Below are 12,721 nucleotides of genomic sequence, written 5' to 3' on the forward strand. Positions count from 1 at the left end.
CAGGTGAGATTCAGCAGGCATCGCGATTGCTCACTCGACTGCATGGTACGGGTGATTGACACTTGTGAGGAGGACAGTATGACGTGGACCATGCCGGATGCATTGCGGCTACTCGAGCTCTTCCATCAACGGGATTATGCCCAAGCCAGACCTCATCTGTACGTGAAGTCGTTGAAGTCGGATAGCTGGGTCCGGCCCAAAGGAATGCGAGTCATTCCGTCAAACCTCGACATCGAAATCCTGGGCATGGAAAGCGAGCAATGGGAAACGATTCCCTTCAAGGATGTGAGTGTTGGACTGTGGTAATCCCAAAGGGTCGGAATGAAAAGAACACTCTCCGCATCGGGGTGGTGGGATTCGGAAAAGTCGGACGGGCCTGCGCAGAATTGTTGCTCACGAGCAAGGATGTGGCCTTGGCGGCCATCGTTCGACGCCTCGACAGTCTCGCTCGGCCGTTGCCGGAGGTGTTCAGCAAGATTCCGGTCGTGTCGCACACGGCGCAGGTGCACGAGATGGATGCGGCGCTGTTGTGCGTGCCGATCGACCAGGTCGAAGGGGTTGCCCACGACTGTCTCCAGCATGGTCTCCCGATCATCGAATGCGCGCTCTTGCACGGAGAGGCGTTTCAAGCACATCGGGAAGCGATCAACCGGTTCGCCCTCGTTTCGATGTTCCGGCCATTGTGGGTGCCGGATGGGATCCAGGCGCGTTGTCCGTCATGCGCTCCCTGTTCGGGCTTCTCGCTCCGGAGGGCGAGAGCGAAATGAGGCATCGGGTGGCCGCGAGCCTTCATCATACGGCGATGGCCCGCCGGGTAGCCGGGGTCAAGGATGCGCTGTGCACGGAACAGGTTGCGGCCAACGGGACGCGGCAACGGTATGTCTATGTTGAGTTGGAGAAGGGGGTCGATGCGGATCGCGTGGCCGCTGCGATTCGGGCCGATCCGCTCTTCCTCGGAGAGGAGGCGCTGGTATTTCCGGTCGACAGTGTGGCCGCGCTCGAACAGGAAGGGCGCGGGGTCGCGCTTGAGCGGCGGAGTGCGCCGGGGCGCGCGGGGCATCAGCGGTTTCTCTTTGAAGCCCGCTTCGACGAAGCCGTTCTCACGGCGCACATGATGCTGGCTGCCGCCCGTGCGTTACCGGGATTGAGCCCCGGCGCGCATTCCCTTCTCGATCTGCCCGTGAGCGCCTTGTGGGGAGAGCAGGCACCAACCGCCGAGCGAATCTGGTTATAGCAGGATGCGGAAAAAGTCCGCCAGCGGCGTTCTCGCATCGCTTTGCAGCTCACCGTACCACACGAGTACGATTCGCCTCTTCGCTCGCTGCGGCCTTGCTGGATGGCCTTTTTGCGCATCCTGCGGGTGATCCTGATACCGACACGGCGCACAAGTTGATCATAAGGTATTGCGCCACAATCGAGGTTTTCCGCAGCCTGATAGACCCAAGCGGGTGCGGCAACGTCATAATCCCCAAAGAAACATGAAGGAGTCTGTGATGCCGTTCGAACTCGCCTGTAGCGCTTTCAAGGAGGGGGAACTCATTCCGAAGAAACATACCTGTGAAGGCGATGACCTGTCGCCCCCGTTGCGTTGGAACCATCCCCCCGCGGGCACGCGAAGTTTTGCGCTGATTGCCGACGATCCCGATGCGCCGGGTCGCACATGGGTGCATTGGGTCTTGTACAACATCCCGTTGGATCTTTGTGGCCTGGCCGAAGGGATTCCGACTCAGGAGACCTTGCCGAACGGGGCGCAGCAGGGCCTGAACGACAGCCGGGAAATCGGCTATGGCGGGCCATGTCCACCGCCCGGGAAACCGCACCGGTATTACTTCAAGTTGTATGCGTTGGATTGCGAGTTGGCGCTCAAATCGCGGGCCACCAAAGCTCAGGTGGTTGAGGCGATGAGGGGCCACGTGCTGGCCGAAGCTCAATTGATGGGACGGTTCGGGCGATAGCATCCGTGCCCGAGCGTATGGCTTGCTGTGTCACGATGCGGGACTGGGCATGAACGGCTGATGCGGGTCCCCTACTTGTGGCGCTTGTGAAGCGTGATGTGGTTGCCGTCCTGGTCGGCAATCACGGCCATTCGACAGACCGGCGTGTCAAATGTTTCGGTGACGAACGACACGGCCCGTTCTTTCATTTTGTAGACAAACCCATCCAGATCCGACACCTCAAATGCGACGACGGCTCCTTTCGCTCCAGGAACACGCCCCATGTCCGTGGTCGTGATAGCAAAGGTTGAGCCCATGACGTCGTACTCCACCAAGACGTCCCGGTAGTTTTCGCTGACATGCAAGCCCAGCACATGTTCATAGAAGGCTCTGGCCCGTGCCATATCTGAAACGGGATAGACGATGAAGGCTATCGAAGTAATCATTGGCGGAATCCTTTCAGCACGGAACTCGCAGGAGGGGCCTCGTTCCAATTCAAGAGAGGGTTACACCGGAAGGAGTTTGGCTCAAGATCTCGCGCTCGGCCTCAAGCCAATCCTCCAGCGCACAACCGTGTCGGTACCCATGTTCTGCATAGCGCTCATAGGCTCGCTGGGTAATCAGTGCGTTCAGGTCATGGGAGGTCGAGACCGACGAGGCTGGTGATGAACCGGCCGCTTCCGAGGGCGTTGCCGATGTCCGCATGGCGGTCCGTCGCCTCTGTCCTTTGTTGTCTTGCGGGGATGGGGTCAGCATAGGGGCATCCTTCCATCATGGTTGCACAGTCGGTTCAGGGCTGACGCCGACGAGAGGTTCCGGTGCGAAGGGACGGTCGAGACATTCGAGGGGAAATGCGGGGATGCGACCGATTCGACGTAGGGTCTCCGCAACCCTGGCTGGTTGGCCCCAATCACTCCAGAGAACATCCTGTAACTCAACGACGACTGCGGATTCAGTGGCCTGCTGGAGCAGGGTCGTCGACAGATTGTACGCGGGCATGTCCTCGTAAATAGCGTCGAGCACCGCTGTTTCCTGCGACCGGCCGATCACACTACTGAGCCGTTCAAAGCGGCGCATTACGTCGGGAAAGCAACGCGTCCCCACCTGCCACAACAATTCGGCTCGCGCGGCAAACACAAAGGTGTTCCACAATGCGCCGTGGCGAAACGCCTGGACGGCCTGGATCCGGTCGGGCTTTTCGACAAATGAATGGACCTGGCATACTGGCGCATCATCCGGCGAAGAAAGCGCGGCGCCGGGCAGGATCCATCCATATTCCATTTCGAGTCGATCCGGTCGGACCCCCAGCAGCACCAGTCGATCGGGCATGGTCTCCGCCAGTTCGGCGATACGACAGACGGCCGCTAGAAAACGGTCTTCCGGATGGATGAAGTGGTCGGAGGGAAAGATGACGACCGTCGCCCCGGGGGCGCGGGCATGAATGTAGGTCAAGGGGAGAAAGAGTCCTGCCGCCGTTTCGCAGTTGCGTGGCTGGTAGATGACCTGTCCGATGGTTCGCCCCTGTAGCTGTGTCAGGATTTCGTCGCGATGATCACGCCCCACCACGGCGACGATGTGTTCCGGAGCTGTCACCAGGGCCGCGCGGTCCACGGTATGTTGAAACATGGAGCGGGAGCCGACGAAGGCGCAATACTGTTTGGGCCGGTTGAAGCCGAGCCAGCGATGAACGAGCGGCTGCATCCTGGTGCCTTCGCCTCCCGCAAGGACGATGGCCCAGCGGGAAGGGGATGGGTGCTGCTGATCCATGACGTTCCTTTGACTGAGTTTAGTGGTCAGGGAGCGGAGGGGCTCAGGTAACAATCACTTGTCCAAAACTTGCAGCACAGTGCAAGGCGACTCATAGGCGGTGAAAAGCAAGAGCGAGGCCAGCAAACGTGAAGAGGCTTGTAGGCGGTATATGCGCATGAACGCACAACGCTCTCTGTGTTCCTGTTTCTGTGATCCGGTGGAGGTGTGGGGAACTCCGCGACAGAACCAGATGGTCGGGCTGTAGAGAAAAGTCTCAGGTCACTGCCATGGATGAGAATGCCACAGGAGAAAAAGAGCCGGTCCTCTGGGAAGGTGGTGCGGCCTGGAGTCAATTCATCTGGCTCTATCTGATCGTGGGCATCATGATGCTGCGGGTTGCATTCCTAGTGAGGTCTGGCATGTCAGGATGGAGTGGCTGGCTGGTCGGCGCGGTCACGTTGTTGGGAATCGCCGCCGCATTGCGCCGGTGGGGGCGGTATGTCGTGACAAGCCGACGAGTCGTGCTGCGGAATGGCTGGACAGGACGCGACATTCAATCAATCGAGTATCGGGAGATCCTCGAGATCGCCATCAAGCAGGGGCCGCTGGCTGATCTGATGGGGATCGGGACCCTGGTCGTTCGAGGTCGGCAGGACGACGCGACGATTCGTTTCCCCGGAGTGTTTGATCCGGAGGATGTGAAACAACGGATTCACGCCGCGCTGGCGGGGCGATCGGCCTGAGGATTCATCGGTGAGACCGATGCAGATTGCATTGACGGGCGATGTGATGCTGGGACGAATGGTGGATCAAGAGGTGATCCGGAACATAGAAGAGATATCCTAGCGATGTTCAGTCCGATCACTCTCCCTGGTGATTCGTCCTATGCGACAATCGAAGAGCCTGTGCGAGGGGGTGAAGGAGATAATCATACACTAGCCGGAGTGGCCTGATGAGACCGTAGAGGCAATGAAGCGCTTCGGGGAGTGAAAGAAAGCTATGGTCCCTGGCGTTAGGGATGAAGAGTCTTTCGAGGAAGCGACGGAGCGGCTCCAGATGATAAGGAAGCTTGTCTCGAAAACGTTCGCGGAGCTGTGAGTGAAATCGGGCTTGCTCCGATATCGAAACCGGTCGGCATGAACCGGACGCTCTGGCGTATAATTGCACAATAAACTCATTTCGCACCTGTGCCACAAGCGATGCAATCGACCGGTCATGCCCCACCCGTACTGATATCTCTGCCGGTATCGGAATTCCCAGGAGGTCGTGAGCGAGCGTGAGAGCGAAAGAAAGAGTTCCTCGCGCTCCGATTCTCGTAGCCTCTGTTAGGAGCCATTCCCAATTCAGCACGGGGTGTTCATGAAGAAATTGAGCAAGATCACACACCTTCGCTAGCCTAGACCGCTTCTCCCACGCGTCCTTCGCCACTTGCACGCAGAGAATCAGAAGCGAATCCTCGTCGGAAAGAGTGGGGACTAGTTCACCACAGAGTACCATCTTACTGCGACGTTGCCACAGATTCGAAAACTCAATCGAGTATGGAAAGATACGCGGGGTGAGTCCTTGGTGGAGATCAAGACAGTAACCACCGCTTGAACTTATGAAATGCGATTCCCATTCACAATCCGCCGAAAGTTGGAATCCATCTGAAAGAAGAAGTTTCTTTGAACGATCATAGTCACGCCAGTCAACCAAGATGTCCAGATCGAGGAATTGGCGTAGGTTCAGGCTGCCATAGGCCGAAACTGCGAGCACCGGTCCTTTGTAAGGAATAGCAGCGACCTGGTTAGACTGAAACAGATTCAGGAGCTGGAGCAGTTCCTGCGCAAGATAGAAGTTTGCCAGGGCATTCGAGCAATAGCGGACCTTCACATAGTCCAGAATATGCTGAGGCACGACAGTTGAGCCAAGGGAGTGGAGTTGTTTGTAGAGAAGCGGCAGTACACCGTGATTGTGGGAGACAATAATAAGGTCGGACCAGTTCACATCTTCTCGGATAGAGGCACAAGTCTCGGGTGAGATCTCAGCGTTGAGCGGAGTTCTTGCAAGGTTTAGAAGGATAGCGCTTTCCCCCGATAGGCTGGCCGTAGGGTTGTCCGCAATTTCTCGGAACTTAACAGTTTTCATCGAGCCATTCCGTTTGACCCTCGAAGGATACTGCCCGAGGTTGAGCTCTGATTGATTCAGCGTTGAGCAACAATGGGGCGTATTCTTTAGCGACTAATAGATCAACCTCGAAGCGTAGAGCACGTACCCTGAGTGGTAACTTTACGGCTGCCAAAAATCTTTCTCAGGTTGTCGAGTAGCTGATCCAAGAGACTCTGCTCACAGGGAGGCCTAATAACCGTAATTTGTCCTTCCGTCACAATGAACTGAGTGCTGTCAACTACAGCCGTATCGCCCTTCGTATAGGTTTGAGCGAACGACATAGGAATAGCGGCCCCGCTCAGGACTAGGGCAACGGAAGGGACCGTGATCAGACTGTGCTTGACGACATGTGAGAGAAAGTGCCGTCGGTTCACTTCTCTGGCAAGCATTGATTGGTCTGGGTTGCTGCTGGTGAGTTGGTCAGTCATAACTAATGCTCCTCGTGGGAGTGAGTATTGGGTCTACTGTGATTTACTTGGCACCTCTCCAGAATCGCTAAGACAAGGTCCTCTTCATTTTTGTCCTGTGCTAAGCAACAGCCAGTGGTTAGGGTGTCAGCTTGTTCATGAGTCGCACCGCCTCCTTAAGGTTAGAGTTGGGGAGTAGATAACCATCGATGGTCCTGATCCACTCGACAATCCGCGAGACCGCTGCCTGGTTGAGACGCTCCGGCAGGCTCAGACATTGCGCGAAGAGTCGTTGGAGAACCTCAACTCTGGGCAATGGTTGCAACTTGCTCTGAGCTGCTGGGTTATAGGCCGGAAAGACTATCCAGCGAACCTTATGCCCTTCCGGCCGATCAGGCCCTCTACTTTCAGGAGGTGGAGACAAGTAACGGATGTGCTTCCCGTCTTCCCGGAGATGGACCGTGGCCTGGTCCAGTTCTGGATAGTAAGGAGCCAGCACCGGCCAAGCTCCTTCTTTGGTTGCCATGGCGATCGGTATTGGCTGCACACGGAGTTCATTTCCTTCTAATGGCGCGCACTCGTCAGACAGATAATGCCAGCCATCATGGACTAGACCCGCAACGAGGCACGTCTTACCACTACCGGATTCAGCTGGTAGCACGACACACTGGCCCTCACGTTCGACTACACCTCCGTGAATTTGGAATCGATAAGGGTGATCGTTCAATGCAATGCGCATCATGCAACATTTAACGGCAGGACCAAGACCGCTGAGGGTCTCGCAAAGTTCTTCCAGGGTACCATCTTGAAGAACTGCGTATCCCTTTTGGGTTTGAGCCAGGACCAACTCCGTACTGTAGAGGGTAATTCCATCACTCTCCAGGTGAGCAAGAATCGGATGAACCATGGCCTCCTGTGCGGCGCTGTCGTAACCAATGGTGAACAGTGTCCGCCGAAGTCGGTAGCTCCTCTGGCTGTGACGTTGCCGCTGGTCTACTTGGAGGTCAACCTGCGGCAGCGACCTCGCGGGGGGGCTCGTGAGAACGGGCCTGTTGCACTCGCTTCCACTAAGTAAACCGAGCGCCCACCATTGCCCGACTAGGTTGATGACCGTGTCTTGGGTCTGTTCGGGGGGGCTGTCGGTTATTTCAGCGAGTTCGGCTGCGATCGCTGCCACAGGGAGCCCGTCCTCCATGGCCATCCAGATCCATGTCGCGGATGTGTTGAACGCATAGATTTCCTGGCGACCCTCGCAGAAGACAACCCCTGCTTCATCCAAAGCGAAAAGATGGCAATCGGAAGCCTGGCGACAGGGACTCTCCAAGAAGTATTGGGTATGATCTATACGGGGTGCAGAAGTGAATGTCATATAGGGAGCCTTTTTGCGGGAGGCACGGTGTTACTTTTGTCGAACGCAAGAGTGATGCCGTTTTTCGGGAATGCCCGATAGGAATCCAACCACGAATGAGCGTTGACGGGAGTCTCTGTTCCACCGAGTCCTACACCTTTGCAGACGAGACTCGAAGCGCGCGTAAGTGCTCTTGCGCTACGTGTCTGATCGTGCCCACGATTGATAGACGAGAACGTGTGCGGAGCATCCTCAAACAGAGACTATGTAAGCTAGTGCAGGAGATAGCGTGCCTAGGGTTCTTGAGTGAGAAATGGGGAGATTCTCCACAAGGTCTCATGGATTAGTTGTTGCGAAAAGCCGCAGCTGCCAATGAGTGTAGCAAAGGGGATGCAGTAGCCGGCAACCGCTAGGCAAGTTGCTGGCACCAGGATTGCGGTAGTCGTTCGCAAGAAGTCTTGGCTTTGTCGAAAAATCCCCACCGCAGGAGCACAGATGCAACTTGCATTGACCGGCGATGTGATGCTGGGACGGATGGTGGATCAAGAGGTGATCGGGAACCAGTCCCTCTGGCCTGAGGCCGTCTGGGGCGATGTGTTGCCGATCCTGCTTGCGGCGGACCTGCGTGTCATCAACCTGGAATGCGTCATCAGCGCACGCGGGCGAGAATGGCATCCGCAATCGAAAGCGTTCCATTTCCGTGCCCACCCGAGAGCGATCGACTGTCTCAAGTCGGCAAGCATTGATGCGGTGACGTTAGCCAACAACCATGTCCTCGATTACGGGGCGGAGGCCTTGCTCGATTGCCTTGGACTGCTCGATCGGGCCGGCATCAGGCATGCGGGGGCCGGCCGGAACCTGGCGGCAGCGATGGAGCCGGCGTTCCTTCCGGTAGCAAGAGGTGGGGTTGCAGTGCTGGCGCTGACCGACAATGAGCCGGAATGGGAGGCCGCCGATGTCAAGCCGGGAGTCGTCTATGTGGCCTACGACCATAGGGGGCTCAAGGAGCCCTATCGAGCGCGTGTGGCGGACGCGATCAAACGAGCCCGGAGTCAAGCCGGTCTTGTCTTGGTCAGCGCCCACGTCGGACCTAACTGGGGTGCGCCGTCAGTCGAGATGCGGGCGCTTGCTCGGGAGCTGCTTGATCTGGGAGCCGATTTCTATTGGGGACATTCCAATCACACGCCTCAAGGGATCGAACTCTACCGTGGGAAGGCGATTCTGTATTCGAGCGGCGATTTCATCGACGACTACATGGTGGATGAGCATGAACGCAACGATCTATCGTTCCTGTTCGTCCTTAACGTGGAGCCAGGCCGTGTCGCGCACATTCGGCTTCATCCCGTTCGCATTGAGCATTGTCGCGTGAGGCTCGCCCGGCATCAGGACGCCCTGTTTCTCCAGAAAACCATGCAGGCCAAGTGCGCCGCGCTGGGCACGCCCATCGCGTTTCACGACGGCGTCGGCTCAGTGATCATCGGATGAATGAGCGAGTCGTTCCCGGCGGCGCGTAAGGGGACGGGTCGCTTAGTAAGGGCTCTTGCCGGGAGTGGTCTGGCTCTGCCGGAGGCTGGCGAGATAGGCCAGCAGGTCTGTGATGTCCTGGTCGCTCAGCGTGGTGTCCGGCAGCATGCCGCTTCCCGGATGTCCCTCACGAATGGCCCGGAAGCGGGCTTTGTTGTCTTTCAGGGTCAGCCCGGCGCGATTGCGAAGATCGGGAGCTCCAGCGGACAGTTTTGCGATCGCGGCCGCTGTGTCAGGCTTCAGTGAAGGTTTCTTGTCGAGCACTCCGTCCACGCCGTGACAGTAGTGACAGATGCCCTTGCCGTTAAAGAGTGTTTGCCCCTGCCCGGCATTCCCCTTCAAGGCCGGAAGTTTCTCTCCGGGCTCGGCACCGCTTACGTTTCCAGCCGAGTGCATGAGGGCGACGAGAACGATTCCGGGAAGGAGAAGTCGGTTCCGCATGGGGATGCATCCTCCTAAAGCAAGCGAGAGTTCAGTATGCCGCGAAGGTTCTGATAACACAATGCCCTGGAATCAGAGTTTACTCGGAGGAGATGCTGATCGAGTCTGTGATATGAAGGCCGGCGCCTCTGTATATAGACGACTGAAAAGCACCGACCGCATTTTGTTGTGTCGGACCTTTTCCCTGATCGTATCAGACAAATTCCTAGTGTGAAGTCTGCACAGATCTGATAGGGTTGTGCCGCATTCAGTTAGAAATAGCCCAGCTATTGTCCGCTGCGATTCGGGGAGGTCACTATGCGTAGTCCTCAACTCGAGCCCACCACGACACGGACACTCACCTGTCTCCACATGCGACTCATCGATCGTATTCGCTGCGAGGATGAAACAGAACGTCCTCTCTATCGATGCCTCGAATGCGGAGCCGTCATTCACGATCCCCATACTGCCGCGAAGGCGTCCTCGTGACCCTGCCGGTCAGGCAGTTTGCGCAGGCCTCCGCCTAACGAAGAATTCCGCTCACGATCAGTTCGACTGCCTGCTCAGGATTCAGCCCGCGGGCCATCAGCGTTTCCAATTCCTTCTTGTCCACGCTTCCGATCGCGGCCTCGTGTGTGACTTTCGCCTCCGGGTGAAAGACTTTCACAATCGGGATGGCGCTGGCATGGGCCCGGCCCTGCACGATTTCCATACAATCCACGTGGCCGCGGGCGCCTTTGGCATGGGCTTCGGTGATGCCGGTAATCTCGGCGGAGGCGTCGCCTTCCAGCACCACGCGTGTTTTGATGAGGCTTCGTGATCGTTCGCCTCGAAGGATGACCGATTCTTTCAACGTGATGCGATCGGTCTGGTGCCCGAAGATTTTCGCACTGAGCTCGGCGAGACCCTCCTCCTCCACTTCGACGAGATAGTCGATGTCGAGGTTTCCCACTGAGCCGGAGAGCAAGGAGAAATCCGAGAAATAGCGGGCGCCCTTGCCGATCTTGATCGTGGCATGGGGCAGGACCTGCATGCCGCCGTGCAGGCCATGGTAGTGGCCCTCGGTATAGGCCAGCGACGCGCCGGGACCGATCGTCATCACCGCCTGCATGCGATGTTGGGCCGCTTGGGCCACGGGAAAGAGGCAATGAGAGAGCACTCGCGCCTGTGCCCCCTCCTGCACCTGCACGTCGATGGCGATCTGCTGCACCCCCGTGGGGTGAGTCAGACCGAAGCACATGTGAATCGGCTGATCGATGGTGACGCCCGCCTCAACCACTATTTGCCCGATAAGGGCGTCCGGGGTTTCTTCCAGTTCGACGCGCAGGCCGGGGACCGTCCGACGGCTCAGGATGTGATGCCCTTGCGCGACGATATGGGCGATGCCCGAGTCGTCGAGGATGGACGGCTCGGCGCCCACCATGGGCAAGACGCGCATGAGTTGCTCAAGGTCGGACATACCCACAAACCTCCCCGTCGCATCGTACACAGGTTCGTCCGCGGAAATGATCCACGGCCTCGCGTGGGCTGCCGGAAAAGACAATGCGTCCGGCGCAGAGTTGGGACGCTCGATCGGCAATGAGGGCCACCTCCTCCTGATGGGTGATCAAGAGGACCGATCCGCCGGCTTCCTTCAGCGCGCGGATGATGTCGATGATGTGATTGATCGAGAGCATATCGATGCCCGCCGCCGGCTCATCGAGGATCGCCAGCTTGGGTTTCATCGAGAGGACGGACGCAAGCTCAATCCGGTGGCGCTCACCGCCGCTCAACGCCTTGTCCAGCCGGCGCGTTAGGTAGCGGTCCGGATCGAGCCCCACCCGCTTCAGTGCCGGTTCGGGATCGCATTCCGGTTTGCCCAGGCTGAGATATTCGCGCACCGTCACGCCTTCGAATCGGGCCGGCTCCTGCCAGGCGAGTGTCAGTCCCAACCGGGCGCGTTCATGCATCTTGAGAGGCAGAAGATCCGTTCCGTCCAATCGTGCCCGCCCGGCGCTTGGTCTATATCCTTCACAGCCCATCAGGACATAGGCGAGGGTGGTTTTGCCGGAACCGTTGGCGCCGAGCAGGGCATGGATTTCCCCGGCTTGGACCGCAAGGTCCAGCCGATCGAGAATCGAATGATGATCGACCTCAAAAGTGAGGCCATGAATGTCCAGCAGAGGAATAGACATGAGGCACATCAGTTAATCGGAATCGATGTGCATCAGGCGTGCCTGTGCTGGGGTGCACAATCCGTGGGCTCACCGTTGTCTTGAGGCTATTGAAAGTCGCGTTTTGCGGCATTCCGGCAGAGTCTTCTGGGGAGTTACTCCTCACCTCGGAAGAGCATCGGATCGTACGCAATGGTCTTCCGATGAGCGGTTGGGGCGGACCGCGAGGGACTTCTCATGATTGGAAATCATGGCACTATCGTTGCGTCTATAGTGGCGCGTCTGGACGCAAACCATGATGAGTGTCAGTACGGTCATTCCCCATTAACCCCACAAGGAGGAAGGTCATGGAAATCGGCATCAACCAATCGTGGTACGACATTGTCGAGACCTATCCGAAGGCAGACAAGGTCGCGCAATATTTTTCAGGCAAAAAGGGAAAGGATCTCAAGATCTCGACCGGTACCATCACGTTAGGGCTTTTCGGCAAGCCCTTGCAGGAGTTTGCGGCCAATCCGGCGGACTTCATTCGGCGCGTACTGGAAAGTGACGGGAGAAAGGTGAACGGCGTGAAAGTCTTGTTTCGCATGCCCACGAACAAACGCCTGAGCAAAGCGAGGGGCTGGGGCTTTTACGGGAAGTGTCACTGGGTGCATATCGACGAGCCGCCAGAGGACGAATCCTGTTGGATCTGTTACGATTTTGAAGACCCTTGTTTCCTGACGCCATTGCGGTAGCGCGGGGAGGTCAGTGGGGAGCAGCCACATAAGTTCAGTGGCCCCCCGAGTAGTTCATCGTCAACTCGGACTGCCGAGCGTGTCCGTGGGGAGCTGTGGTGTCAACCCGTTGCTTTATGCAACGAAGGAGGCTGCTGTGGAGCATGCTTCGAGGGGTGCGTATAGGATGACGAAGAAACCCATTGCTGAGTTCGATTGACCTCGCCAGTAACAAGGCCTGCGGCTGGTTGTTGCAGCAATGACTGCCATCCAGTAGAGTAATTAAGATTTGCTCCGCATGCCGTGGCCGGAGCCCCTTCTT

General features: G+C 57.6%; 13 protein-coding genes and 1 pseudogene. 6 read left to right on the top strand and 8 right to left on the bottom strand.

Annotated elements, in window-relative coordinates:
* The first annotated feature begins 78 nt into the window (after positions 1-78).
* The 3 genes and pseudogenes from H8K11_11755 to H8K11_11765 all read left to right on the top strand — a co-directional run bounded on the left by H8K11_11755 (position 79) and on the right by H8K11_11765 (position 1,955).
* Positions 79-306, top strand: a complete 228-nt coding sequence (locus H8K11_11755) for a hypothetical protein (protein MCS6264421.1) — start codon at positions 79-81, stop codon at positions 304-306.
* Positions 300-1,234 (top strand): annotated as a pseudogene (locus H8K11_11760) (NAD(P)-binding domain-containing protein). The gene H8K11_11755 and the pseudogene H8K11_11760 overlap by 7 nt, the downstream one beginning before the upstream one ends.
* Before the next feature lie 259 nt (positions 1,235-1,493).
* Positions 1,494-1,955, top strand: coding sequence for a YbhB/YbcL family Raf kinase inhibitor-like protein (locus tag H8K11_11765; GenBank protein ID MCS6264422.1), 462 nt, complete (start codon positions 1,494-1,496; stop codon positions 1,953-1,955).
* Positions 1,956-2,026: 71 nt separating this feature from the next.
* On the opposite strand, the gene H8K11_11770 is transcribed toward H8K11_11765, so the two are convergent.
* From H8K11_11770 to H8K11_11780, 3 genes are read right to left on the bottom strand one after another with little or no spacing between them, the layout of a single operon-like run.
* On the bottom strand, positions 2,027-2,380 hold the full coding sequence (locus tag H8K11_11770) for a VOC family protein (protein MCS6264423.1): 354 nt from the start codon (positions 2,378-2,380) through the stop codon (positions 2,027-2,029).
* Between the two features lie 49 nt (positions 2,381-2,429).
* Positions 2,430-2,690 carry a DUF2934 domain-containing protein gene (locus H8K11_11775; GenBank protein MCS6264424.1) on the bottom strand — a complete coding sequence of 87 codons (261 nt, stop codon included), beginning with the start codon at positions 2,688-2,690 and terminating at the stop codon, positions 2,430-2,432.
* Between the two features lie 15 nt (positions 2,691-2,705).
* Positions 2,706-3,701: an NTP transferase domain-containing protein gene (locus tag H8K11_11780; GenBank protein ID MCS6264425.1), complete on the bottom strand. Its 996-nt coding sequence runs from the start codon at positions 3,699-3,701 to the stop codon at positions 2,706-2,708.
* Positions 3,702-3,970: 269 nt separating this feature from the next.
* Between H8K11_11780 and H8K11_11785 the strand changes: the two genes are divergently transcribed.
* Positions 3,971-4,426 (top strand): PH domain-containing protein, encoded by a 456-nt coding sequence (locus H8K11_11785; GenBank protein ID MCS6264426.1) that lies wholly within the window; start codon positions 3,971-3,973, stop codon positions 4,424-4,426.
* A 118-nt stretch (positions 4,427-4,544) separates the two neighbouring features.
* Here H8K11_11785 and H8K11_11790 read toward each other — a convergent pair whose 3' ends face one another.
* Together H8K11_11790 and H8K11_11795 are read right to left on the bottom strand one after the other, a co-directional pair.
* Positions 4,545-5,810: a nucleotidyltransferase family protein gene (locus H8K11_11790; protein ID MCS6264427.1), complete on the bottom strand. Its 1,266-nt coding sequence runs from the start codon at positions 5,808-5,810 to the stop codon at positions 4,545-4,547.
* Between the two features lie 567 nt (positions 5,811-6,377).
* Positions 6,378-7,607, bottom strand: a complete 1,230-nt coding sequence (locus H8K11_11795) for a PqqD family peptide modification chaperone (GenBank protein MCS6264428.1) — start codon at positions 7,605-7,607, stop codon at positions 6,378-6,380.
* Between the two features lie 474 nt (positions 7,608-8,081).
* Here H8K11_11795 and H8K11_11800 point away from each other — a divergent pair, with 474 nt between their 5' ends.
* Positions 8,082-9,071, top strand: coding sequence for a CapA family protein (locus tag H8K11_11800; GenBank protein MCS6264429.1), 990 nt, complete (start codon positions 8,082-8,084; stop codon positions 9,069-9,071).
* Between the two features lie 42 nt (positions 9,072-9,113).
* Here H8K11_11800 and H8K11_11805 read toward each other — a convergent pair whose 3' ends face one another.
* The 3 genes from H8K11_11805 to H8K11_11815 form a co-directional block, all read right to left on the bottom strand.
* Entirely contained in the window at positions 9,114-9,551 is a 438-nt protein-coding gene (locus tag H8K11_11805) for a cytochrome c (GenBank protein MCS6264430.1), read from the bottom strand.
* A gap of 502 nt (positions 9,552-10,053) precedes the next feature.
* On the bottom strand, positions 10,054-10,989 hold the full coding sequence (locus H8K11_11810) for a SufD family Fe-S cluster assembly protein (protein ID MCS6264431.1): 936 nt from the start codon (positions 10,987-10,989) through the stop codon (positions 10,054-10,056).
* Positions 10,976-11,704 carry an ABC transporter ATP-binding protein gene (locus tag H8K11_11815; protein MCS6264432.1) on the bottom strand — a complete coding sequence of 243 codons (729 nt, stop codon included), beginning with the start codon at positions 11,702-11,704 and terminating at the stop codon, positions 10,976-10,978. The genes H8K11_11810 and H8K11_11815 overlap by 14 nt, the downstream gene beginning before the upstream one ends.
* Positions 11,705-12,030: 326 nt before the next feature.
* Here H8K11_11815 and H8K11_11820 point away from each other — a divergent pair, with 326 nt between their 5' ends.
* Positions 12,031-12,420 (top strand): hypothetical protein, encoded by a 390-nt coding sequence (locus tag H8K11_11820; protein ID MCS6264433.1) that lies wholly within the window; start codon positions 12,031-12,033, stop codon positions 12,418-12,420.
* The last annotated feature ends 301 nt before the right edge of the window (positions 12,421-12,721 follow it).

The organism is Nitrospira sp. (assembly GCA_024998565.1).
Classification (GTDB): Bacteria; Nitrospirota; Nitrospiria; order Nitrospirales; family Nitrospiraceae; genus Nitrospira_A.

Bases quoted from the DNA above. Each gene is read 5' to 3' on its own strand.
- H8K11_11755 (MCS6264421.1), top strand. From the start codon at position 79: ATGACGTGGACCATGCCGGATGCATTGCGGCTACTCGAGCTCTTCCAT.
- H8K11_11765 (MCS6264422.1), top strand. From the start codon at position 1,494: ATGCCGTTCGAACTCGCCTGTAGCGCTTTCAAGGAGGGGGAACTCATT.
- H8K11_11770 (MCS6264423.1), bottom strand. From the start codon at position 2,380: ATGATTACTTCGATAGCCTTCATCGTCTATCCCGTTTCAGATATGGCA.
- H8K11_11775 (MCS6264424.1), bottom strand. From the start codon at position 2,690: ATGCTGACCCCATCCCCGCAAGACAACAAAGGACAGAGGCGACGGACC.
- H8K11_11780 (MCS6264425.1), bottom strand. From the start codon at position 3,701: ATGGATCAGCAGCACCCATCCCCTTCCCGCTGGGCCATCGTCCTTGCG.
- H8K11_11785 (MCS6264426.1), top strand. From the start codon at position 3,971: ATGGATGAGAATGCCACAGGAGAAAAAGAGCCGGTCCTCTGGGAAGGT.
- H8K11_11790 (MCS6264427.1), bottom strand. From the start codon at position 5,810: ATGAAAACTGTTAAGTTCCGAGAAATTGCGGACAACCCTACGGCCAGC.
- H8K11_11795 (MCS6264428.1), bottom strand. From the start codon at position 7,607: ATGACATTCACTTCTGCACCCCGTATAGATCATACCCAATACTTCTTG.
- H8K11_11800 (MCS6264429.1), top strand. From the start codon at position 8,082: ATGCAACTTGCATTGACCGGCGATGTGATGCTGGGACGGATGGTGGAT.
- H8K11_11805 (MCS6264430.1), bottom strand. From the start codon at position 9,551: ATGCGGAACCGACTTCTCCTTCCCGGAATCGTTCTCGTCGCCCTCATG.
- H8K11_11810 (MCS6264431.1), bottom strand. From the start codon at position 10,989: ATGTCCGACCTTGAGCAACTCATGCGCGTCTTGCCCATGGTGGGCGCC.
- H8K11_11815 (MCS6264432.1), bottom strand. From the start codon at position 11,704: ATGTCTATTCCTCTGCTGGACATTCATGGCCTCACTTTTGAGGTCGAT.
- H8K11_11820 (MCS6264433.1), top strand. From the start codon at position 12,031: ATGGAAATCGGCATCAACCAATCGTGGTACGACATTGTCGAGACCTAT.